Below are 21,810 nucleotides of genomic sequence, written 5' to 3' on the forward strand. Positions count from 1 at the left end.
ACTAATTACTATCCAACAACTTATAAGTTTGAATCAAAGGATTAGAGGGCTTCATTACTTTACTTGTTTTATGATCTTCCATGTATTTTTTTAATTTATTTTTATTTATTTTTAAGTTATGAACAAGTAAATGTTCGATACAATCGGTCAAATGCGTTTTATTCTCCTGATTCCATTTGTGAAGAAAATCAAGATCAAACGTTATATCATTCAATGTCTTATCTGGAGACTCTTCAAACTTTTGATATATTTGCTCCAATTGTTTCAGATATGGATCTGGAACAAACCTTATTTTATCTATCTTTTCACGTAATTTCATACGCCATTTAAGAGTCTCTTGTGTATTTTGTTGCCTTTGGTTTAAAAACACATTTAAACCTACACTAGCCAGAGTTGATACCAGTAATTCATCTAACATAGGAATTGGATCTCTAATAAAGAGAGATAAAAAAAGATATAGGATAACAAAAACAAAGGCAGATATTAAAAAATTAAAAACAAATTTCTGCTCATTTACAGAATTGTTTATTCCTTTATCAATTATCTTATATAATTCATTTTTAAGAAGTGTAAAGGCTTCAACTCGAGGTTCGTCTCCATAAAAACCGAAAATTTCATCAGATTCCATAGATTTTAATGAATTATTATCAGTTCCAATGCTATGTAGAAATAAGGGGGTGCCTTCTTTGGTTTTTAAATGAAATATATATAATGCCATGCCTTATAACATTAATTCCCTTCAATTAAAGGGTCAAGATATTTTAATATCTCATCATGTTTAAATAATTTACAATAAGTAAGAGCATCCATCCCTAACTTATCTTTTAAAAGATAATTAGCACCAGCATCTATTAATTTTTTAGCTATATCATAATGACCTTGTCCTATAGCCAGCATAAGAGCAGATTGCCCATTTTTACTCACATGATCTACTTCAGCGCCCCAGCTTAAAAGAAGCTCTAAAATGTCAATCTGATTTTCTGCGGCAGCATCCATAACCGGAGTGTTACTCCTATCTTCACTTGGTTGATTAAGCTTACAACCTCTATTAAGTAGAAACTCTACAAGTTGATAGTGACCTTTTCTTACAGCTTCATTGACAAGAAAAACACCTTTAGTATTTTTTGTATTTTCAGAGAACCCAGCTTCTAGAAAAGCTTCAACAACAGCCAAATTGCCACTGGCAACAGCTTCAAATAAGGAGTAAGAAGAGACTTCTATGCCCAAATCATGTAATCTGTTGACTCCTACTATCCTACGCTGTTCTTTTTGCCATTCTTTTTGAAGTGTTTTTAATTCGGTAAATAAATCCATTGTGTTACTAATAAAAAGAAACTCAGGCCAATTTTCTGGTAGTAGATCAGCTTGGGCAGGCATCATCATTATTATCTTACGAAGACGGCCGACAAAGACACCAATTAAGAAGTGTGATATATTACCTTGAATCTGTAATTGATCCGATATAATTAAAAGATGATCAACTTCTCTAATAAGTTCATCTAGACGGGTACGGGAATAGATATCCCAATCACGATCCCAAGGTAGTTTTGTTATCTTGATCCCCAGTGATTTGCAATTGTTTTCGACCAAATTGAGATTATTTAATTGTAAACTGTTATATATTACTAATAGATGCATATCTTTCTTATACATTATATCGACAAAAAGAAATATTAAGTTAATTCCCATAAGCGTTTTTTATATGTAATATATTAATACTATGGATAAAGAAATAACATTTGAGTTCGTCAAAGACCCTGATTACAAAATGATAGCTATTAATGGAGCTTGGGGAGGAGTAACTCCTCGTGGTGAAATAAAATTTGATCTATTTTTTGAACACGTTGATTTTCCTGAAGAAGTCAGTTATATGACGACACCAGACGGCTTAGGCCCGGAAGTAAGTCGAGATCCCGTTAAATCAAGTATTATAAGAGAAGTGATGATGGGTATCGTAATGACCCCTGAGAATGCAGCAAATCTTGGGCATTGGTTAATAGAGAAGTCGAATCAAGCAACCCCAAAAAAATGAAAAAATTAATTTATACCCTTCTTTATTTTATGTTGACAGCTTATTCTTGGGGACAAAGTTATACTTGGAATATTCAACCAGAATCACATAAATTTGAAAAAGGTAAAACGTTAATTGAAGTGGTTACTGGAAACTGGAATGGAAATAGTTTTAAGGCCTATAGAAACTTAGCAATGGTGAACAATAATTACCCTGATATCAATATTATTGTTTACCACTGGGGAGACTATTTTGAACTTTCTGATACAAGATCCTATATCAATGGAATAGGAACACTAAAAGTCATTCCAGGAGCTATAGTAAATAGAAAAGGACTAGACTTTAAATCAACAGATAATTGGTTAAGTATGGTAAAAGTAGCACAGAAAAATGACTACCCTATTTCCTTTTACTTTGAATCAGGTAGAGGTCCAGATTGGTCACTATATATAAAATTTGAACGGGAAATAAAAAATAGTAAACTTATGATTTTACTTGTTGAAGATCCGATATCCGAGATTATTTTGGAAAATCCTTATCCCTATGTATCTACCATGGATTACTTCATAAGTGAAGATAAAATTTTAACAACTGATATCCCTTCTGTTTTAAGAGATTTTATACTCCCTCCAGAAGGGGTATCATTAACTTTCCCAGAGGGATGGTCTCCAATACTTACTGTCAAATATAATTTTAATGTTACTCTAAGTCCCGATTGGGACAAAAACAATATTTCAATCGTGGCTTTTATCTTCGATCAAAACCAAGTCTATGGTTCAATAAAAACTCCTTTATTTAGTAAGGACTAATTATAATATGGCTCAACAAGATGACGCACTAAAAAGATATCTACATATTCTTAGTGAGGCTTATGAGACTAATAACAATATATCCATAGAGCAAATAAAATTACTTCAAGAAGATTTAGCAGAAACAGACCTATTTTACTTGAACAACCAAATATTAGATTGCTTAGATAAAGGGGACTCTTACAAACAACAAGGCCAATGGAAGGCAGCCAAAAAAGAATATGAAAAGGCAATAAAAACAGATATAACAAATCCAGATTTATATCATCGATTAGCCCAATTATATTGGGATAACTACCGAATAAAAAAAGATAAGTCCTTACTTAATAGAATTAAGGAACTGAATAGTCATGCCCTTTATTACGAAAAAAATCATTATCCCACCCAAAAATTAAAAAAGGACATGAGGAGAACCAAAGTATTCACACTATTAGTTATCCTTTTTCTATTACTTATAAGTTCTATAAGTGGTGCAATATGGTACAATTCTGAACACAAAAAGGAAAAAATATCAAACTTTGTCTTTTCGAAAGACTTAAAAGTAAATATACCCATTTATTATGATGAATCCACAAGTCCTAATACTATTGAATGGGAACAAGTAAGAAGTTACAGAGAATGGGTCGGTAATAAATGGACATACTCAGGTTTAGGATATTTTGTAAATCACAATGACCTTATTGATATGATACAAGGTACAATAAAAGGCTTTAGCCAATCAGGGATTACCATATTTACACAGAATTTCACTCTTGATGGACCTCTATTAGCAGAAAGTAAAATAAGCTATAATCCTTTAATACCTGAGTACCTTGACTTGACACAGGTATCGCGACTTTTGATCTCTATATCCCAACCTGACCCTTCTGTAATTAACTCATATGTAAAAAAAGAAATGTCCATCTTATCAGATAAACCTAGATTAGATGGAGTTAGTTTAAAAGGAGTGAGCTACTGGCAAGCACCAGAGGTAAATTTGGATGCTTACAAATTAAATCTAATACTTTCTATCAAGAATGAGGGAAGAAGAAACTTAACTCTTTTAGAAGGAAGCTTAGAATGGGATATTAATATACCAGGATACAATCAAGATTATTCTTTAGTGAGTAGTACTACACCAGAATTAAAACCAGGTGAAAGTGTTACCTTTACTATTTATAGAGAGTTTCCCTTTAATCAGTTCGCAGATCAGTCAAATTTACCAGAAAATATAACATTTAGATTAAAGGAGTTACAGGCAAAATGATTGATTGGACAAAATGGATCCCCAAAGAACAAGCCGTACTTTGTTTTATACGACAAAATGACCAATTATTATTAATGATAAAGAAAAGAGGATTAGGAAAAGGAAAAGTAAATGCACCTGGCGGGAGAATTGAAGCTAATGAAACACCTGTGAATGCGGCAATTAGAGAATGCGAGGAAGAAGTTGGATTAACACCACACAATTTACTTAAATACTGTCATCTATCTTTTGATTTTAAAGATGGATATTCCCTGTTTTGTTATGTTTATTTTGCTGATAGTTTTGATGGGGAACTGATAGAAACAGAGGAAGCCGATCCTTTCTGGTGTAAAATTGAAGATATCCCTTGGGATAAAATGTGGGAAGATGATAGGCATTGGCTTCCAGAGTTACTAAAAGGTAACACCTTAAGTTGTCGTTTCGTTTTTGAGGAAGATAGAATGTTGTACAAAGATATTTACAACGGTTACAGGGAAGAGAGCTTTTTATTAGATGATTAATATCTTAACGAACTATACCTATTGGTTATGGTTTGGGTTATTATTGTTTGTCCCCATTATAATTAGGAAAATTTTGATGATCATTATTTTATCTATAGGGGAAAGGTTTTACACCAAGCAATTGCAAAAAGATACAGGTCGTGAGTGGAAAACAGCCAAAGATAGAATGGTTTTAAAGGAAATGGTCCAACTATTAAAACCAAGACTAAAAGGCTCCTTTGTTTTGTCACAAGCCATTCAAGAAGATTCTTTTCAACTTATTCGATTGATGGACAAATATTGTGACGGAAATACAAAGCTAGACAATCAAATTCAGTTCAAATTTAGTCTGAAACGTTTATTACTTATTTCTTTTTTAGCTTTTGAAGAAATTTATGAATCAATTAAACTTCATCCGATGTTTAAGTTTCTCCAATATAGGAAAATTATCTGGTTTGATAGATTTATTGGATATGGTCAATTTTACTCTTCTCTTATAGGAAAAATCCCATTCATCAAAAGTCTCAGTAAGTCTCCCCTTCCGGGATTTATAATACGTTTATTGTTAACACCCTTGTTAGGAATACCTAGTTTAATATGGTATAATATAAGAACATTTCTTATTGGTTTTCTCTCTGAGGGTACTTTTCGTTTTTTTTATGTCATCACCTTCATGAGAATTGCCCGTTATGGACTTGTTTTGTATGGGGAGCCTAATCCACATATTGAAGAACAAATGAAAAAATATGATAAAGAAGGACTACGCAAATATTATAATAAGCTAGATTTTGAAATAACTATTTTTGACACTACTCCTAAAAGCACTGAATATGAAACAGCAATAATATACTATCAGGACCTACTCAACCAGTTTAATCTCCATCAGGACAAACAATACCAATCTATGAGTAAGGATAAGGAATGGTTAGACAAAATTAGCCAATTCTTTAATTCAGATAACACAGAAAATAACCTAAAACCATTTTTCCATAAATTATTACATTCCATTCCTAATATTTATGGCTATAAAAAGGAAAAATCCTATATGCACTTACGCCTAGGTGATTACCTGCGCTTCGGATATAGACTTTCTCTTCAAGGTATATATTACTTGATAACAACCCCAGGATTAGAACAGTTATCGGAGGTACCTATAAATATGATGATTAAGTTACAAACAATCACTAAAAAAGACATCTTCACCAATATCATGCCACATGCTAAATCTTTATATACTCATTATAAAGGTTATAGTAAAGTTCAAAAACTACTCAAATTCATAACAAGAAAATCTGGAGGACTATCATTAGCCTGGTCAGTGAGTAGTCCTATTATCATAGGACATTTACGTCGATACTATACTTCTTTTATTGCCCATAGGATATCAAGATTATGGATAATGAGTTGGGAAGAAAATAAACAAGGAAAATCTCCAAGTTTCAATCTTTATTATGAAGGAAATAATGATGAACCTACCTGAAATCAACCAAAAGACAAAAATAATTAAACAAGGATTACCACGTTTTTATCATGGAAACTCTACATGCATTATGCTTATTCATGGATGGACAGGTTGTCCAGAAGATTTAAATTCTATAGGTCAAAAATTAAATACGGAAGGGGGATATACTGTCGATATTCCAAGATTACCTGGTCATGGTACTAATTTAAAGGATATGGAGAATACGGGAGCTAATATTTGGCTTCGATATGTAATGGACCGTTACCTGGAATTATCATATAAATACGAAGATATATACATGGCAGGAGAATCCATGGGTGGACTTATATGTCTACTTAGTGCAATACAATTTAAAATTCCCAAAATAGTATTATTTGCACCTGCCATTGCAACAATATCAAAAGGAGTGTATTGGGCTCCATTACTAAAACATATAATAAAACGAGTCCCCTCCAAGGTAGATCGTCATGAACAGGATGATGAAGATACTCTACTCTATAAATCAGAATATAAACAGAACACCAGTGTTCAAACTGTGGCAGAATTAAACAAATTGATTAAGCTGACAAGACATAATCTAAGCAGGCTACAATCAAAAGCACTTGTCTTTTGGAGCAAAAAAGATAAATCAGTGTCTTCTAAAGCATTAGACATACTAAATAATAAAACCCCTAAAACAAATATTCAGTATGTAATCCTCGAAGAAAGTGGTCACCTAGTCACAAATGGTCCGGAAAAGGAAATTGTACTAAAAAAAACTTTGGATTTTTTTAAACAAGGTTAACCCAAATATCTATCAATCATCTTTCGAAAGGGAGATTCGTCTTTCTTTAATTCCTTAGAACCTCTTGTAATCTTACATAGACTTAGTCCCAGATTATCAGCCACCTTTCGTTGACTCATACCTGAATCTATAAGTCGAACTAAAGCCCAACGATCTGAAACAGCTTTCAACTCAGATGAGGTTAGTAAGCTATTTAAAAAATTTTCTATATCTGTAGGATCATCAGTCAAGGATAAGGCTTTACATAATTCTTTTATTGGGTCTTCTTTAAACACTGTTTGCATTGTATTATTAATATAGGAGTACGGGCTGTACCTGTCAATAGAAACAAATAAGGAGAAATGTATGGAATATAATATTATAAAATGGGACTCAAATCATAAGGTAGATTTAATTACGATCTCTAATTCTAACGGACTCACCATTAAAGTGATGAATTGGGGGGCTACTTTAGTAGATGTCCAATCACCAGACAGCCAGGGAAATATTGATTCAATCATTGCTGGTTATGACAATTTTGAAGATTATTATAAAACAAATTTTTATTTTGGATCTAGTGTAGGTAGATATGCTAACCGTATAGGTAAAGCTGAATTTGAACTAAATAGCAAACTATATAAATTAACAGCTAATGACAACGAAAATACTTTACATGGAGGGCCTCAAGGTTATCATCGTAGACTATTCGAATATACGATTGAAGAAACAAAGACTTCAATAAAGGTAACTTTCACGAGATTAAGCCCTGATGGAGAAGAAGGCTATCCAGGTAATGTCAATGTAAGCTTTTCCTATACATTAAATGAAGAAAATGATTTAATTCTGGATTTTGATGCTAAATCGGATACAGATACCTATATAAATCTTACAAACCATGCGTACTGGAATCTGGAAGGTTTTGGTACCGACATACTAAATCAAGAACTGAGAATTGATGCAGATAGTTATGTAGAAATTGACACAGACTGTATTCCAACAGGCCAAATATCTTCAACAACCAATAGTTCTTTTGATTTTAAAAGCCCCATAACATTCAAGCAAGCCTTCAGCAAACAATCTAAGGGATTTGATCATTGTTTTATTCTTAATGAAAGGCCTAAGGATAAAGTTCAGATAGAAGCTTACTCACCTAAAACAGGAAGGAAACTATCGATTTGGACAGATCAACCAGGGGTACAACTATATACCTGCTCAAATTTTGATAGAGCACAGTTACGAGGAAAGAAAGATCTTACTGTTAATGGAGCTTTTTGTTTAGAAGTTCAAGGGCTACCAGATAGTATGCATCACAATAATTTTCCACAATGTCTGGTCAAAGCTGGTGAAACGTATAGTAAACAGGGTATACACAAATTTAGCTGGTAACCATTTATCGATATATTTTTATTGACATTTCCCAAATCTACCTCTAACATGCTGTTAACTACGGGCAAGGACTACTGAACCCAAGGTGTAATTTGATTCTGATCCAAAGGTGTGTCTAATGGAAAAGAGAATAGGAATACTAGCAATACTTGTAGAAACTAAGGAATGTATACCGAGTTTAAATAAAATTTTAGGCCAATACTCGGATATAGTCCTAAGTCGACAAGGACTACCCTTACCTCAATATCACATCAATCTCATATCTATAATGGTAAAAGGAACAAACGATCAAATAGGCGCTTTGTCTGGAAAATTAGGTAGATTGCCCGGGTTAACAGTAAAATCTGTTTTAACTAAATTTCGGGAGAATAGTGATGAGAGTAGATTTTGATAAGTATAAAGAATGGACAAGTAAAGAAAGCCCAACAGAAGCAGAGTTTAATCAAGTATTAGAGAAAGCCAAGGAACTAAAAGGCTTAACTCTAGAGGAAGCCGCCGTTCTTCTAAGAATTGAGGATCACCAACAAATACAAAAGCTTATGGATGTGGCATCCTATGTTAAAAAAGAAATATATGGTAAAAGGATGGTATTATTCGCCCCTTTATATACTGGAAATGTTTGCTGTAATAACTGTTTGTACTGTGGTTTTAGAAAAGATAACAAAGAACTCAAGAGAGTTGTTCTAACACAAGACCAAATATCATCACAAGTACAATCAATATTAGAATCTGGCCATAAAAGATTACTCATCATATGTGGGGAGGAAGGCAAGAATACTCTTCCCAATATAGTAAAATCGATTAGAACAGCTTATGCTGTTGAATACAAAGGGCAGCATATACGTCGAATAAATGTTGAGATAGCCCCCCTTAGTGTTGAAGAGTTCAAAGAATTAAAGAAAGAACAAATCGGGACTTATATCTGTTTTCAAGAAACCTATGATCCTGAATTATATTCCCATTATCATATCTCTGGACCGAAAAAAGATTATCAATACCGACTAGATGTTATGGATAGAGCTATGGAAGCTGGTATTGATGATGTTGGAATTGGTGCATTATTCGGACTTGCAGACTATAAAGCAGAAGTTTTATCTTTGTTAGCTCATGCAGAACATTTAGAAAAAACGTTTGGTTGCGGACCTCATACAGTATCTGTGCCAAGAATTGAACCTGCACCAGGTACTCCCTTTTCCGAAGCTGTTCCCTTTCCTGTGTCAGATGATGACTTTAGAAAAATAGTTGCCATATTAAGAGTAGCTTTACCATATACAGGAATTATATTAAGTACACGGGAGAGTGAACAATTAAGAAAGGAATTATTTGCCTATGGTGTAAGTCAAATATCGGCTGGAAGTAAAACCAATCCTGGAGGATATGGTAAGGAAGATAGTTCTAATGACAATCAATTTTCTTTAGGAGATCATAGATCTCTCGAACAAGTTATCGAAAACCTAGTAGATCAAGATTTTATACCAAGTTTTTGTACTGGTTGTTATCGTCTAGGACGTGTGGGTAATGATTTTATGGATATGGCAAAACCTGGATTAATAAAATGTTTTTGTTTACCCAATGGAATGACTAGCTTCGCAGAATACCTGCATGATTTTGCTAATAAAGATTTACAGAAAAAAGGATTCGATGTCATTGATCGGATGATGGTTGATTTACCAAACTCAGAATCTGTAACCCATATGAAAGAAGCGTTAACTAAGATGGAAAAAGGAGAAAGAGATATATATCTCTAATTCATATGTTATCAACCTCCTCTGCAATAGAATACTATAAAAATGACCCATCACTTTTATATAAAGAAGCTTACGATATATGCCAGGAAGTTTTCCAAGACAAAGTATATATAAGAGGTCTGATCGAATATACCAATTACTGTACATGTGATTGTCAGTACTGCGGAATCAGAAGATCAAATTCTAAAGTTAATAGGTACAGACTATCTATTGAATCAATTCTAAACGTCATAGATGAGGGTGTGAAGAAGGGAATTAAGACTTTTGTGCTTCAAGGAGGTGAAGATCCTGAATTTAATACCAAACAAATGCTTTTACTCCTGACTCAAATACGGAAAAAATATGGTAATAGTCTAGCAATTACATTAAGTTGTGGTCAAAAAACAAAGCAAGATTATCAAGATCTTTTTGAAGCTGGCGCAAACCGTTATTTGATGAGATTTGAAACGTCAAATCAAAAGCTATATGAGAGAATGAAGAATGGACAAAAACTCAGCTCTCGACTTAATGCTTTGGAGAATCTCAAAGCAATTGGCTATGAAACAGGTTCAGGATATATGACAGGTCTGCCTAGTGAAACAGATGAGGTAAGAATCAACAATGCCCTTATGTCTAAAGAATTTGGTTTTGATATGTTAGGAATTGGGCCCTTTATTCCTCACCCAGACACTCCTTTAGGAACAGCGAAACAGGAACCTTTGGAATATGCTATAAGAGGAACTGCTTTATTGCGAGTTTTATTACCATATAGCAATATTCCAGCCACAACAGCAGCAGGAACACTAGAACAAAATGGAAGAGAACAAATGCTTAAAGCAGGAGCCAATGTTCTTATGCCTAACTTGACGCCTACGGATAATAAAAAGGATTACCTTTTGTATCCCAATAAAATTTGTATCGATGAAAGTGGTTTTCAGTGTATTGGATGTATGACAATTAGAACCTTGTCAATCGGTAAAAAGATATCTCTAGATAGAGGAGATAGCCAAGAATTCCATAGGAGACAAAATGTTCAAGAGCCAAACTAAAGCAGCAAATCAACTGTATGGAAAGGAACAAACTCCAAGACAATTTATAAGATCCTTAGGATATGTAAAATTAGCGACCTTTAAAGCTAGTATGGAACTAAATTCATCTCTGCCACCAGAAACATGTCTACATATAGAATCTATTATGGGAGACGTGATTAAAGGTGTCTATGATGAATATTTCACCCTCCCCCTTGAACAGGGGGGGGCTGGAACTAGTCTACATATTAATTACATGGAAACAATTGGATCTATATTAAAGGAAAAATATAGTATTGATATAGATATTTTTGAAGCTCTAAATATATATCAATCAACAAACGATGTTATACCATCAGCTTTTGTAATCATGATATTGGAAGGCTTGGAAGAGATTGAACAGAAAGTTATAAAACTACAAGAAAACTTAGTTTTGTGGGAGCAAAAAACATCTAACCACCTTATTTGGGGGTATACAGAATTACAAAGGGCATTGCCTATACAATTAGGACAAGTATTTGCTTCTTGGGCAGGTGCTATTGAACGTGATAGATGGAGAATCAGCAAATTACAAGAAAGATCCAGAATGATCCCACTAGGAGGAACAGCTTTAGGAACTTCTTTTTTTGCACCACAGAAATATATTTTCAAAGCCGAACAGTATCTACGACAATTAACAGGATTAGCGCTTAGTAGGAGTCAGAATCTACCTGATTCTATTAGTAATTGGGACTGGTTAACAGAAGTTGTTAATGGCTATTCTCTTATTGCAGATAATCTCTATAAAATATCATCTGATATAAGTCTATATATGCAATCAGATATAAACATATTGCAACATCCTAATATAACATTCGGTTCCTCAATCATGGGGATAAAACAAAATCCTGTAATACTTGAATTTGTAAGAGGGTTATCTTTGTCCATTTCAAATGGAAGTAAATTAATCGGAGAATATAGTAAATTGGGGCAATGGCAATTGAACCCCTTTCTACCATTTATGATATCCACATTTATTGACATACATGATAAAACTAAAAAGACCTTACATTCTCTCAATGATAACCTTCTTCCGCAAATGGAGATAAATACATTTGAGGAAGATTCTTATCTGTTTTCTAAACCAGAAATTCTAAATTTATTAAGACCTGTATGCCATTACATTGATATCAAGAATATTCAAAAGTTATATAAAAGAGCAGAAGTTAAAACTAAAAATGATCTGGTTCAGTTTCTTCAAAAACATATACCGAAAGCTGATGATTTCTGGGAAAAATATTTTAGCTACAACCATATTACAGGGCCATTGAGGTATGATAAATGAAATCTATTAAAACCCCTTTAAGTGAAATACCCAATATTACTATTGTTGGTATGCCAAACGTCGGTAAGAGTTCTCTTATTAATAATATTCTGGGTAAAGAAGTATCAATAATGAGTTCAATACCTGGAACAACTACAGACCCCGTTTATAAAAGATTTGAACTAGGAAAGGCAGGAGCTGTATCAATAACTGATACAGCAGGTCTTTATGAAGAAGGTCATTTAGGTCAAAAAAGAGGAGATATAAGCTTAAAAAAGATAGTCGAAGCAGACATTATAATCTTCGTTACAGCTATAAACACACCACTATCGGATTATGAAAAACAAATTTACAACAAACTATTAGAAAACAAAGAGACAATTATTGTGGCAACATTTTATGATTGTTCACCCAACCAGGAAAAGTTAAAATGGTTAGAAGATAAATATTTTTTAAAAATAGCAAATGTTAATAAATCTGGTATTACGGCCTTGATAGAACAAATGGAAAAACTACTTGCCAAAAAAGAACCAGAGTTAACACCTGTAGAGAATTTAGTAAAAGAAGGCGATTTAGCAGTATTAGTCACCCCAATTGATCTAGCAGCACCAAAAGGAAGATTGATACTACCTCAGGTTGAAACAATTCGAGATTTACTAGATCGAGATTGTATGAGTCTTGTTGTAAAGGAAAGGGAACTAAAATTTGCATTCTCGAATCTTATTAAACCTCCCCGATTAGTAATTACAGACTCTCAATCTTTTCACAAAGTGGCTGCAGATATACCTAAGGAGCAAGCTTTAACTAGTTTCTCTATACTTTTTGCAAGAAAGAAAGGAGACCTTAGTCTTTTTATCAAAGGAGTCAAGGCTTTAGAAAATTTACCTCCAAAACCTCATATTCTGATGATGGAAGCATGTAGCCATCACCGACAGGCTGACGATATTGGTACTGTAAAAATACCAAGATTAATAAAACAATTAATTGATATAGACAGTCATTTTACTTTTACTCGTCAACTTCCATCGGATGATGAACTAAAATCTGTGAATTTGATTGTTCACTGTGGAGCCTGTATGATAACTCGGAATCAAATGATATCTAAAATAAAGCAAATAGATGAATTTAAAATTCCCCTTGTCAATTATGGTATGTTTTTAGCTTGGGCCAATGGATTATTACCCCGTGCGTTAGAACCTATTCCTGAGGCAATTGATATATGGAATACCTTGGAGGATAGCCAAATATAATGTATCCTAAGTTGGGAGGGCATTATGTCGAATCTAACTTTTTATCTTGATTCACAAGACAACTCGTTACCTATTCAATTATGCATAGACGAAGAAATTACTGTGGGGAGACTTCCAACAAATACGATCCAAATCACAGAAAAGTCAGTATCCAGAAAACACGCACACATAATATACACAGAAGGAGCCTTTATACTTACGGATTTAAAAAGTACAAATGGAACTTTTGTTAATGGGCATAGAATAACGGAAATACAGCTAAATTCTCAAGATAGCATTAGGTTCGGCACGAGAGAGTATATATATAAAATAAAAGAGAAAGATGATAAGAGAGAAAAAACTCTCCCACCAGAAGACACAGTAATATTAGAACAGAAAATTCAGGAACTAATAAAAACCGTTAAAGACAAAAAAACTGTTGAAAAATTACAAGATATCAAGAAGGGTTTTGATAGACGTAAAAAAGATCTAATGGATATAGCGTATAAAGATGGACTAACAAATCTATATAATCGTAGGTATTTCGATAAAGTAATTAGTGACGAGTTTCATAGAAGTCAACGATATAATCGACATTTAGCCTTAATCATGGCAGATATCGATTTTTTCAAAAAATTCAATGATAATTATGGACATCAAAAAGGGGATTCTGTACTAAGAACAACAGCATCTATTTTAAAAGAAAATTCACGTAACACAGATCATGTGTGTCGTTATGGTGGTGAAGAGATTGCCATAATATTACCAGAAGCTGATATTAACTCTGCTTTACAAAGTGCAGAAAAGCTTCGTTATTTATTAGAAAAAATGTCTGAAGAAATTGAAGATGTAAGAATCACAGCCAGTTTTGGAGTTAGCCACTTCACTAAGGGGATGAAGAAGACTACGGACCTAATAGATCAAGCAGATGCAGCTCTTTATGAAGCCAAAAAAACAGGTAGAAATTGTGTTAAGATTTATCAAAAAGGAGCTATTGCATATGGCAGCAAGGGGTAAAGGTTTAGATCTAAAAGCAATATTCGGAGAAAATCCTTCAGCTCGAATTTTGGCTGAATACCGAGGTTCAACAAAAGGAGAAAATGTTGGAGTTACAGGAGTAATTCTTAGGTTTTCAGAACGTTTCGTTTTTTTTTCGCCTTCTAAACAAATAACGTTTGTGGGTTTTCCTATGAATATGGAAGGATTCGAAAAAGAACAAATGATAATCGAAAAGCCAATTAATAGCCTAAAGAAAATAGGCAAGATTTCGGAAAATCTGGCCTACTCTTTTATTGAATATAACAAAAGGATTCCTTTCGATATTCCTCAAAGTAAATCATGGAATATTTTTATCAAACATCTCCACTATTTCACTTTTGAAGATGAGGATCTGATATTTTCTATACCAGAAGGGAATAAAGCTTTATTCCCATTCAATAGTTGAAGGAGGTTTAGAAGATATATCATATACGACTCGACCGACCTCTTTGACAGAGTTAGTAATCATGTTACTAATCTCAAGCAGGTCTTTCGTTGGGAAATCGTAAACGTCAGCAGACATACCATCAGAACTTGTAACAGCTCGTAGTGCGAGAACAAAACTATAATCTCGAGCATCTCCTGTAACGCCTACTGAACGCACTGGTAATAGCACGGCAAAAGCCTGCCATATTTTATCATATAGCTTTCTTTTTCTAAGCTCATTAATGTAAATCCAATCAGCTTCACGGAGGATATCACATTTTTCCTTACTCACTTCACCTAAAACCCTAATACCTAAACCAGGTCCAGGGAATGGATGTCTATGAACTACTTCTTTATTCAAACCAAGAATAGCTCCTAGCTGTCTTACTTCATCTTTATATAACATTTCAAGTGGTTCTATAATTAGACCAGCGTTTCTCTTGGCTTCCACAAGTGGTGAACCAACATTATGATGACTTTTGATAACTTGTGCCTTTTTTCCAACTCCTTTGCCAGATTCTATCAAGTCTGTATAAAGAGTCCCTTGTGCTAAAAAAGCATCCGATGGAATTTGATTTCTAAGAACTTCTTCCTCTTGAACCTTAATGAACATATCGCCAATTATTTTTCTCTTCGCCTCAGGATCTTCAATACCGCTAAGAGGTGATAGAAATCTATCTTCAGCATTAATAAGATAAAGGTTTTCAGCACCTAACATCTTTAAATTATTAGCAACTTCTTCTGATTCATTTTTACGCATTAAGCCTGTATCAATATACATAAGATGAACTTGCTTTGAAGGCAAAGCCTTTAAAAGTAAACCACCTGCAACGGTAGAATCAACACCACCTGATATAAGTAGTAGTACAGACTTATCCCCTACTTTTTGCCTAATTTTATTACATTCTAACTCAATATATTTATCCATATTCCATTCAGGATTAGCTTTACATATTTTTAAAGCAAAATTACCAAGAATATCAAAGCCTTGTTCACAGTGAGATGTTTCAGGATGGAATTGTATAGCGTAAATGTTCTTTTCAGAATTATAAACAGCAGCTGGATGATGTTCCGATACACCAAGCAGTTCAAAACCAGGTGCGACCTCACTTATAGAATCGCCATGACTCATCCATGAAAGGAATCCGTCTTTAATATCCTGAAACAAAGGATTTTTTTTAAGTAATTGAACAGGAGCCCTACCATACTCTTTAGTAGATAAGGATTCAACCTTCCCTCCAAAGAATGTATTAATTCTTTGGAAACCATAGCAAATACCTAAAATAGGCAAACCTAAATCAAAGATTCTATAATCAGGTTCTGGAGCACCTTCTTCATAAACGCTATAAGGAGAGCCAGACAAGATAATGCCTTTAACATCAGTCAAATCCAATTCTTCAAGTGTGATCTCACCATGATAGATATCTGTAAATACACCTTTATCACGTATTCTTCTACCTATAAGCTGTGTTGTCTGTCCACCAAAGTCGAGTATAACTATTTTATCCATTTACAATCCTTATTTAGAATTATTGATTCACTGGTTGTAAGCTTTTCCAATTACAATTTTACCAGAATATGGAGCAATTACATATATAATTTGTGATTTAAAAAGATATGATTTTCCATAGGCAATATTGTCAAAAAGCTAATCCTTTGTCAAAGGCTCTAACAAAAAAAGAGTTTTTTTTTTAATCTAGAAATATGCTATCCTATTGTTATGACTACAATACCAAAAGACTTTTATGAAGCCATTCAAGCTGGTAAAGATCGCAACTATACAAAATCTATTAAAATTCTAAGAACAATGCTCAATGGAGACAGGATTTATCCTCCTGTTTTATTATATCTATGTAGAAGTTATTATGCCATAGAAGACTATGAAAGCTCTCTATTCTACGGTAATCAATTCATAAATGTAGATTCTAGTGAGAAAGCAGGCTATTACTTCGTTGGTAGATCTCTACTTGCCCTAAACAGATATAAGCAAGCCTTATTATGCTTTCGCAAGAGCTTACAAATTGATCCTGGTCATGCTCTCAGTTATAGTATGGCAGGATTATGTTACCTAAAATTAAAGAATCCAGACAGAGCTTTGCAGCATTTAGAGGAGGCCGTTAATCTGGAACCAAATGACACTCAGATCTATGCTGCCTATATTAATTGTCTACAAGTAAGTGCTATCAAAGAATATAGACAAAGGAATTATGACGTCAGCAGGCAAATGTTTAGATTTTTATTGGAGAATGAAGCCCCTCCACTAATGCCATTAACCTACTTAATACATTTGGCCAGAAAGGATGAACAATGGCAGGATCTTATAACCTATTATCAAAAAATTTTGGAATATTCAGAAACAGATCCTATATTAGTCACACAGTATATTGAAGCCCTTCTTAAAACAGGACAACAGGATAAAGCTAAAAGTCTGTATGAAAGTCTAGGAGAGGATTTACCCGATTTAGATTGGAAAAACCTAAATGACCCTTTGTATCAAAAGTATTTAGCTTACACATTTTATAAAGAGAATGACCTAATCAATGCTAGAGAAATAGCTATAAGAATATTAGATGATACCCCCAATGATGGTGCCATCAATTTCCTATTAGGAGAGATATATATAAAACAACAGAATTGGGTGTATGCAAAAGAATGTCTAGAAGATGCAATCCAATCTGGGATAAACGACAAAGAAGTCTATATCGCTCTTGTGGTATGTTACTGGGAACTCGGTCAATATAAGAACTCATCCAAAGAATTACAAAGACTTATTCGAAAGTACAAAAACGATAAAGATCTCAATTACTACCTAACGTTAAGTCTGGCCTATGAAAATAATAAAGATTATAATTTACTAACTGATTTAACCTCGTTGATAAAAACACGAGGTCCAGATGAGTTTCTAATAAAAGCTTATGCTCTAGAGCTTTATAAATGGCAATTCTATGAGAATTCCTATAAATGGTGTAGAAAATATTATGATACTTTTAGAGCTCTTGATCTATCTGAATACTTGTATGTTCTTTCCAACGAAATGGGGACTATTGAAGAGAAAATTACTTATACTAAAATATGGTATGAGTTACAGAAGAATGACAAAAAACTATTAAAAGAACTTATTGATCTATTTATTGAAAATAAAGAATACAGGAATGCATTAAATTACATACCTTCCCTAAAAAACAATACAGATATACAACGTTTAGAAGCTTTTTGTTATAGAGAAATCGGTGAATATGCAAAAGCTATTTTGTTATATAGAAGCTTACTAAAGCAAAATCCTAAGGACTTTGACTATCTCATGAATTTACTTCTCTGTCTAAGCAAAGATAATCAGAATACTTTAGCCGTACGTATAGCAAAAGAAGCAAAAAAACAATTTACACACCATACTGAATTAAATTATTTAATAGGTATATTGTTATTCAAAGCAAAAGATTATGACAATGCTCTTATAGAATTTCGTAATATTATAGACAAAAAGCCTACAGATTGGAGAGCCTTAAGCTATATAAGTCAAATCTATACGGAAAAAGGTGATACTATACAAGCAAGCAAATTTAAGACGCATTCAGATAAATATAGAAAATAACTTGATAATATCAAGGGTCTATTAGATACTATTCAACAGGAGGAGAAAATATGCCATTAAGAGCCCAAGCTTTATTCGATGCATACCAAAATGATGAACTACCCAAAGATGGAGGATATATTGTCACATCGTTTTTTGCAGAACATTCCAGCTATTCTATCTATGAAATCGTTTCCTACAATGCTGTGAAGTCTATTTTTGTAAATGACGAAGGGATGACGTTTCAATCTGATGGTAAAAAAATATTTATCCTTGTTGAACCACCGAGTTTTCCTAGAAAACACATAGAACCGTATAATAGATCTGATCATGAAAAGATCCCACATCGATTCAATGAATTAGAAATCTTCACTTGTAAAAACCAGATGAAAATTATGGTTAGTAAGGAACCTATCGTCACTTACGGTTCATTTACAATCATGCGTCCAACTAATATCAATTTTAGTTTTGTATTTTATGGTTTACCTGATGTATTCGATTCTATGAATTTATTTTTCCAGAAGACTCTCAATAAAGAAGCAGGGATTCCTCAGATAGAGGCTAAACAAGCTTCTCGGACTATCCAGGACATTTTACCAAAGTTAAACTTTACTTTTTAAAAAAGAGCAATTATTAAAAAAGCCCCTTACGGGGCTTTTTTTTTTATTCTGATAGATTCATTTGAGCTATAGCTAAATTAGCTATAGGTACAGAATAAACAGAACAAGACACATAATTTAATCCTGCATCCATACAGAATTTTATATTATCCGGATTAGCTCCATGTTCTCCACATAAACCTGTCTTTAAATCAGGTCTAGTCAAAGAACCTCTTCTTACAGCTATTTTTATCAGCTCTTTTACATTACTATCCAATTTCTGGAAAGGATTACCTTCGATTAAATCAAATTGAGTGTAATCAGGCATAAAAGCGTTAAAATCATCTCGACTGAGACCTAAAGTAGTTTGGGTTAAATCATTAGTTCCAAAACTAAAGAATTGAGCGTACTTTGATATTTCACCAGCTCCTACAGCGGCCGCTGGTAACTCAATCATTGTTCCAACCTTGAAAGGAATAGGATCATCACCAGCCTTGGTCTGTACTTCATCTGAGACTTCCAACAAGCCTTTATAGGTCAAACCTTCAATTTTCTTACCAAACACAAGTAATTTGATCTCATTGGAATTCATTATAAGGGGAACCATGATTTCTGGTAGAACTTCTACACCTTCTTTCTTAGCCTTATGAGCTGCTTCAAAAATGGCAGAGATTTGCATCTCATATATTTCCGGATAGGATACTGCTATACGCGATCCACGATGACCTAACATGGGGTTGACTTCTTCTAGTCGTTGAGTCCTCTCATCTAATTGAGACTTTGTCAGATTGATTCCTGCGGATGTGAGATATTCCTTAAAACTATCTAGCTGCTCTTTTGTATGGGGCATAAACTCATGTAATGGTGCATCGAGAAGTCTTATAGTCACTTCTTTTCCGCTCATCACTTTAAAGATTTCATAGAAATCCTTTTTCTGAATAGTTTTTAGTTTATTCAAAACTTTTACCCGTTCTTTTTTATCCTCTGCCAAAATCATGTGTCTGAACAGGTTAATACGTTCTTCCTGAAAGAACATATGCTCTGTTCTACACAATCCAATTCCTTCAGCACCGAACTTTAAAGCTAGGTCAGCAGATTTTGCATTATCTGCATTTACTCTGACAAAGAAATCATCTGTGACATATTTTTTGACAAGTGCTACCAAATCAAGTAAACCAGATTCTTTAGGATCAGGTTCTATCAAATCTGCTGTGCCCAGATAAACAGTTGGATCTCCATAATAGGGAACATCAAGAGTGATATAATCACCCTCTTTTATAGTTACATTACCAATAGTGGCTTTCTTGCCGGTAATTTTCATATCAGGTTTTACAAGGGATACCTTCCCATATTGCCTTGCTACAACAGAAGCATGAGCGGAGTACCCGCCTTCACAGGACAATACACCATTGGACATCTCCACAGCCTTTACATCATCAGCATATGTTGCAGCCATACAAAGAATCAGGTTTTTATCACCACCTGTCTTTACAGCCTCTTTATACGCTTCAGTAATACCCTCTGTAGTAAAATACACTTTACCTATAGCGGAACCAGGAGCCCCGGATATACCACCAGTGATACTCTTGAACCCTTTAACGCTTGTCGTGTCCACCATGGGGTGAAGTAACTCATTTAATTGTGAAGGTTTAATTGAATTAATGGCATATTTGTCATCAATCACTTTATCAGCTAATAAATCCAAAAGGACTCTGATATCTGCTCTTGTAGATTTACCATGAACAGGTCTTTGATCTATCAACCATAAATTATCATCTTCTATAGTGAACCTAATAGATCGTATTTCTTTAAACTCTTTTTCTATTTTATCTCGGATCTCTTTCAAGGTTTGGATATGCTTTTTACTTACTTTATTCACATCCATGCCTTCAGAACCTAATTCGTTAAATGTTTCCTTAAAAAAAGTACCTTGTAATACTTTCTCTCCAGTTACGATATTTCTAGTAAAAAACAGACCACTACCGGAATTTTTTCCATAGTTACCATAAACCATAGGTTGAATCAGTAATGCCGTTTCAGAATCACCAATAGCCCCCTCAGCCTTTTCTTCAAGCTGAATAAGACACTTAATTCTTTCAAGAATATAATTTAACTGAAAGAAAGCATCCTTAGAAAACTCATCTGGAAACAATTCCAGAGCATTAGATATGGTTTTTTTCTGTGTAGCCGCTGGTGGCATTTTACCATCGGAATTCTCTTCAGTAATAATCTGCTTCTCAATTATTTTAAGAACATCACTAATGGATTTTAATCTATCCTCATTGCTTTCTAGTTCAGCAATCTTAGCTTCAATATCAAGAACACCTCGCAATAAGAAATGAACTTCATGTAATGCAAAATTATCACCAACATGCTTTATAAAACCTTCAAGTGAAGGTTCGACCAATCCAATATTATGAATGGGAGGATAATTACTGAATTGTAAATTAGGACTAACAACAACCTTTAAGAGCAAAGGATTTTCTTTGGAACCCAACTCTTTATTCAGTTTTTTTTCTAATTTTCCAAGATTACTTTTCAATACAGGCTCTAACTTCTTACTATCGAATGTACTTGAGACCTCAGAATCAATAATAAAACCAGGAAGAATAGGCAACTTCATCTTATCAAGAGCAACAGCCTGTCTTCCTCTATATCCAATATTTTCAAGACAATTGTCTTGAATTTTTGTTTTACCTTCTCCAAAGAAGTGAATGGAACTTTTCACAACGA

21 protein-coding genes are annotated in these 21,810 nt (G+C 33.7%); 16 read left to right on the forward strand and 5 right to left on the reverse strand.

Going from position 1 to position 21,810, the window contains the following annotated elements:
- Position 1 precedes the first annotated feature (1 nt).
- Entirely contained in the window at positions 2 to 718 is a 717-nt protein-coding gene (locus tag K345_RS22135; protein WP_053228054.1) for a hypothetical protein, read from the reverse strand.
- A gap of 11 nt (positions 719 to 729) precedes the next feature.
- Complete coding sequence (locus tag K345_RS22140) at positions 730 to 1,653, reverse strand: ankyrin repeat domain-containing protein (protein ID WP_053228055.1); 924 nt, start codon at positions 1,651 to 1,653, stop codon at positions 730 to 732.
- Between the two features lie 67 nt (positions 1,654 to 1,720).
- On the opposite strand from K345_RS22140, the gene K345_RS0104300 reads away from it, so the two are divergent.
- From K345_RS0104300 to K345_RS19695, 6 genes are all read left to right on the forward strand, one after another.
- Positions 1,721 to 2,032, forward strand: a complete 312-nt coding sequence (locus K345_RS0104300) for a hypothetical protein (protein ID WP_028973132.1) — start codon at positions 1,721 to 1,723, stop codon at positions 2,030 to 2,032.
- On the forward strand, positions 2,029 to 2,820 hold the full coding sequence (locus K345_RS0104305; RefSeq protein ID WP_028973133.1) for a hypothetical protein: 792 nt from the start codon (positions 2,029 to 2,031) through the stop codon (positions 2,818 to 2,820). The genes K345_RS0104300 and K345_RS0104305 overlap by 4 nt, the downstream gene beginning before the upstream one ends.
- 7 nt (positions 2,821 to 2,827) lie before the next feature.
- Complete coding sequence (locus K345_RS0104310) at positions 2,828 to 4,066, forward strand: tetratricopeptide repeat protein (RefSeq protein WP_028973134.1); 1,239 nt, start codon at positions 2,828 to 2,830, stop codon at positions 4,064 to 4,066.
- A complete protein-coding gene (locus K345_RS19690; protein WP_083963627.1) occupies positions 4,063 to 4,566 on the forward strand; it encodes an 8-oxo-dGTP diphosphatase in 504 nt (167 codons plus the stop codon). The genes K345_RS0104310 and K345_RS19690 overlap by 4 nt, the downstream gene beginning before the upstream one ends.
- Before the next feature lie 76 nt (positions 4,567 to 4,642).
- Positions 4,643 to 6,025, forward strand: a complete 1,383-nt coding sequence (locus K345_RS0104320; protein WP_028973135.1) for a hypothetical protein — start codon at positions 4,643 to 4,645, stop codon at positions 6,023 to 6,025.
- Positions 6,012 to 6,791, forward strand: a complete 780-nt coding sequence (locus K345_RS19695) for an alpha/beta hydrolase (RefSeq protein WP_053228056.1) — start codon at positions 6,012 to 6,014, stop codon at positions 6,789 to 6,791. The genes K345_RS0104320 and K345_RS19695 overlap by 14 nt, the downstream gene beginning before the upstream one ends.
- On the opposite strand, the gene K345_RS0104330 is transcribed toward K345_RS19695, so the two are convergent.
- On the reverse strand, positions 6,788 to 7,075 hold the full coding sequence (locus K345_RS0104330) for a Trp family transcriptional regulator (RefSeq protein ID WP_028973136.1): 288 nt from the start codon (positions 7,073 to 7,075) through the stop codon (positions 6,788 to 6,790). The genes K345_RS19695 and K345_RS0104330 overlap by 4 nt on opposite strands.
- A gap of 61 nt (positions 7,076 to 7,136) precedes the next feature.
- Here K345_RS0104330 and K345_RS0104335 point away from each other — a divergent pair, with 61 nt between their 5' ends.
- The 8 genes from K345_RS0104335 (at position 7,137) to K345_RS0104370 (ending at position 14,887) form a co-directional block, all read left to right on the forward strand.
- The gene (locus tag K345_RS0104335; RefSeq protein WP_028973137.1) at positions 7,137 to 8,156 is read left to right on the forward strand and encodes an aldose epimerase family protein; all 1,020 of its coding nucleotides are present in this window, start codon (positions 7,137 to 7,139) and stop codon (positions 8,154 to 8,156) included.
- Between the two features lie 118 nt (positions 8,157 to 8,274).
- On the forward strand, positions 8,275 to 8,547 hold the full coding sequence (locus K345_RS0104340) for a TM1266 family iron-only hydrogenase system putative regulator (RefSeq protein ID WP_028973138.1): 273 nt from the start codon (positions 8,275 to 8,277) through the stop codon (positions 8,545 to 8,547).
- Positions 8,531 to 9,904: a [FeFe] hydrogenase H-cluster radical SAM maturase HydG gene (hydG, locus tag K345_RS0104345; protein WP_037571259.1), complete on the forward strand. Its 1,374-nt coding sequence runs from the start codon at positions 8,531 to 8,533 to the stop codon at positions 9,902 to 9,904. The genes K345_RS0104340 and hydG overlap by 17 nt, the downstream gene beginning before the upstream one ends.
- A 5-nt stretch (positions 9,905 to 9,909) precedes the next feature.
- Positions 9,910 to 10,932, forward strand: coding sequence for a [FeFe] hydrogenase H-cluster radical SAM maturase HydE (gene hydE, locus K345_RS19700; RefSeq protein ID WP_053228057.1), 1,023 nt, complete (start codon positions 9,910 to 9,912; stop codon positions 10,930 to 10,932).
- Positions 10,913 to 12,235 carry a lyase family protein gene (locus K345_RS19705; protein ID WP_053228058.1) on the forward strand — a complete coding sequence of 441 codons (1,323 nt, stop codon included), beginning with the start codon at positions 10,913 to 10,915 and terminating at the stop codon, positions 12,233 to 12,235. Before hydE ends, K345_RS19705 begins: the two co-directional genes overlap by 20 nt.
- Positions 12,232 to 13,464 (forward strand): [FeFe] hydrogenase H-cluster maturation GTPase HydF, encoded by a 1,233-nt coding sequence (hydF, locus tag K345_RS0104360; protein ID WP_028973140.1) that lies wholly within the window; start codon positions 12,232 to 12,234, stop codon positions 13,462 to 13,464. The genes K345_RS19705 and hydF overlap by 4 nt, the downstream gene beginning before the upstream one ends.
- A gap of 24 nt (positions 13,465 to 13,488) precedes the next feature.
- Positions 13,489 to 14,460 (forward strand): GGDEF domain-containing protein, encoded by a 972-nt coding sequence (locus K345_RS22145; RefSeq protein WP_053228059.1) that lies wholly within the window; start codon positions 13,489 to 13,491, stop codon positions 14,458 to 14,460.
- Positions 14,444 to 14,887, forward strand: a complete 444-nt coding sequence (locus tag K345_RS0104370; RefSeq protein WP_028973141.1) for a hypothetical protein — start codon at positions 14,444 to 14,446, stop codon at positions 14,885 to 14,887. The genes K345_RS22145 and K345_RS0104370 overlap by 17 nt, the downstream gene beginning before the upstream one ends.
- Here the strand turns inward: K345_RS0104370 and guaA are convergent.
- Positions 14,867 to 16,417: a glutamine-hydrolyzing GMP synthase gene (gene guaA / locus K345_RS0104375; protein ID WP_028973142.1), complete on the reverse strand. Its 1,551-nt coding sequence runs from the start codon at positions 16,415 to 16,417 to the stop codon at positions 14,867 to 14,869. The two genes, K345_RS0104370 and guaA, sit on opposite strands and share 21 nt — an antisense overlap.
- Positions 16,418 to 16,627: 210 nt before the next feature.
- On the opposite strand from guaA, the gene K345_RS0104380 reads away from it, so the two are divergent.
- Positions 16,628 to 18,499, forward strand: a complete 1,872-nt coding sequence (locus K345_RS0104380) for a tetratricopeptide repeat protein (protein ID WP_028973143.1) — start codon at positions 16,628 to 16,630, stop codon at positions 18,497 to 18,499.
- A 50-nt stretch (positions 18,500 to 18,549) separates the two neighbouring features.
- Complete coding sequence (locus K345_RS0104385; RefSeq protein WP_028973144.1) at positions 18,550 to 19,098, forward strand: hypothetical protein; 549 nt, start codon at positions 18,550 to 18,552, stop codon at positions 19,096 to 19,098.
- 43 nt (positions 19,099 to 19,141) lie between these two features.
- Here the strand turns inward: K345_RS0104385 and K345_RS19715 are convergent, their stop codons facing one another.
- Positions 19,142 to 21,805: a putative PEP-binding protein gene (locus tag K345_RS19715; RefSeq protein ID WP_053228060.1), complete on the reverse strand. Its 2,664-nt coding sequence runs from the start codon at positions 21,803 to 21,805 to the stop codon at positions 19,142 to 19,144.
- Positions 21,806 to 21,810: the final 5 nt, after the last annotated feature.

The organism is Spirochaeta cellobiosiphila DSM 17781, assembly GCF_000426705.1.
Lineage (GTDB): Bacteria > Spirochaetota > Spirochaetia > DSM-17781 > DSM-17781 > Spirochaeta_E > Spirochaeta_E cellobiosiphila.

What these genes read in the sequence shown, in the direction of transcription:
- K345_RS22135 (WP_053228054.1), bottom strand. Translation starts at nt 718, where the DNA reads ATGGCATTATATATATTTCATTTAAAAACCAAAGAAGGCACCCCCTTA.
- K345_RS22140 (WP_053228055.1), bottom strand. Translation starts at nt 1,653, where the DNA reads ATGTATAAGAAAGATATGCATCTATTAGTAATATATAACAGTTTACAA.
- K345_RS0104300 (WP_028973132.1), top strand. Translation starts at nt 1,721, where the DNA reads ATGGATAAAGAAATAACATTTGAGTTCGTCAAAGACCCTGATTACAAA.
- K345_RS0104305 (WP_028973133.1), top strand. Translation starts at nt 2,029, where the DNA reads ATGAAAAAATTAATTTATACCCTTCTTTATTTTATGTTGACAGCTTAT.
- K345_RS0104310 (WP_028973134.1), top strand. Translation starts at nt 2,828, where the DNA reads ATGGCTCAACAAGATGACGCACTAAAAAGATATCTACATATTCTTAGT.
- K345_RS19690 (WP_083963627.1), top strand. Translation starts at nt 4,063, where the DNA reads ATGATTGATTGGACAAAATGGATCCCCAAAGAACAAGCCGTACTTTGT.
- K345_RS0104320 (WP_028973135.1), top strand. Translation starts at nt 4,643, where the DNA reads ATGATCATTATTTTATCTATAGGGGAAAGGTTTTACACCAAGCAATTG.
- K345_RS19695 (WP_053228056.1), top strand. Translation starts at nt 6,012, where the DNA reads ATGAACCTACCTGAAATCAACCAAAAGACAAAAATAATTAAACAAGGA.
- K345_RS0104330 (WP_028973136.1), bottom strand. Translation starts at nt 7,075, where the DNA reads ATGCAAACAGTGTTTAAAGAAGACCCAATAAAAGAATTATGTAAAGCC.
- K345_RS0104335 (WP_028973137.1), top strand. Translation starts at nt 7,137, where the DNA reads ATGGAATATAATATTATAAAATGGGACTCAAATCATAAGGTAGATTTA.
- K345_RS0104340 (WP_028973138.1), top strand. Translation starts at nt 8,275, where the DNA reads ATGGAAAAGAGAATAGGAATACTAGCAATACTTGTAGAAACTAAGGAA.
- hydG (WP_037571259.1), top strand. Translation starts at nt 8,531, where the DNA reads ATGAGAGTAGATTTTGATAAGTATAAAGAATGGACAAGTAAAGAAAGC.
- hydE (WP_053228057.1), top strand. Translation starts at nt 9,910, where the DNA reads ATGTTATCAACCTCCTCTGCAATAGAATACTATAAAAATGACCCATCA.
- K345_RS19705 (WP_053228058.1), top strand. Translation starts at nt 10,913, where the DNA reads ATGTTCAAGAGCCAAACTAAAGCAGCAAATCAACTGTATGGAAAGGAA.
- hydF (WP_028973140.1), top strand. Translation starts at nt 12,232, where the DNA reads ATGAAATCTATTAAAACCCCTTTAAGTGAAATACCCAATATTACTATT.
- K345_RS22145 (WP_053228059.1), top strand. Translation starts at nt 13,489, where the DNA reads ATGTCGAATCTAACTTTTTATCTTGATTCACAAGACAACTCGTTACCT.
- K345_RS0104370 (WP_028973141.1), top strand. Translation starts at nt 14,444, where the DNA reads ATGGCAGCAAGGGGTAAAGGTTTAGATCTAAAAGCAATATTCGGAGAA.
- guaA (WP_028973142.1), bottom strand. Translation starts at nt 16,417, where the DNA reads ATGGATAAAATAGTTATACTCGACTTTGGTGGACAGACAACACAGCTT.
- K345_RS0104380 (WP_028973143.1), top strand. Translation starts at nt 16,628, where the DNA reads ATGACTACAATACCAAAAGACTTTTATGAAGCCATTCAAGCTGGTAAA.
- K345_RS0104385 (WP_028973144.1), top strand. Translation starts at nt 18,550, where the DNA reads ATGCCATTAAGAGCCCAAGCTTTATTCGATGCATACCAAAATGATGAA.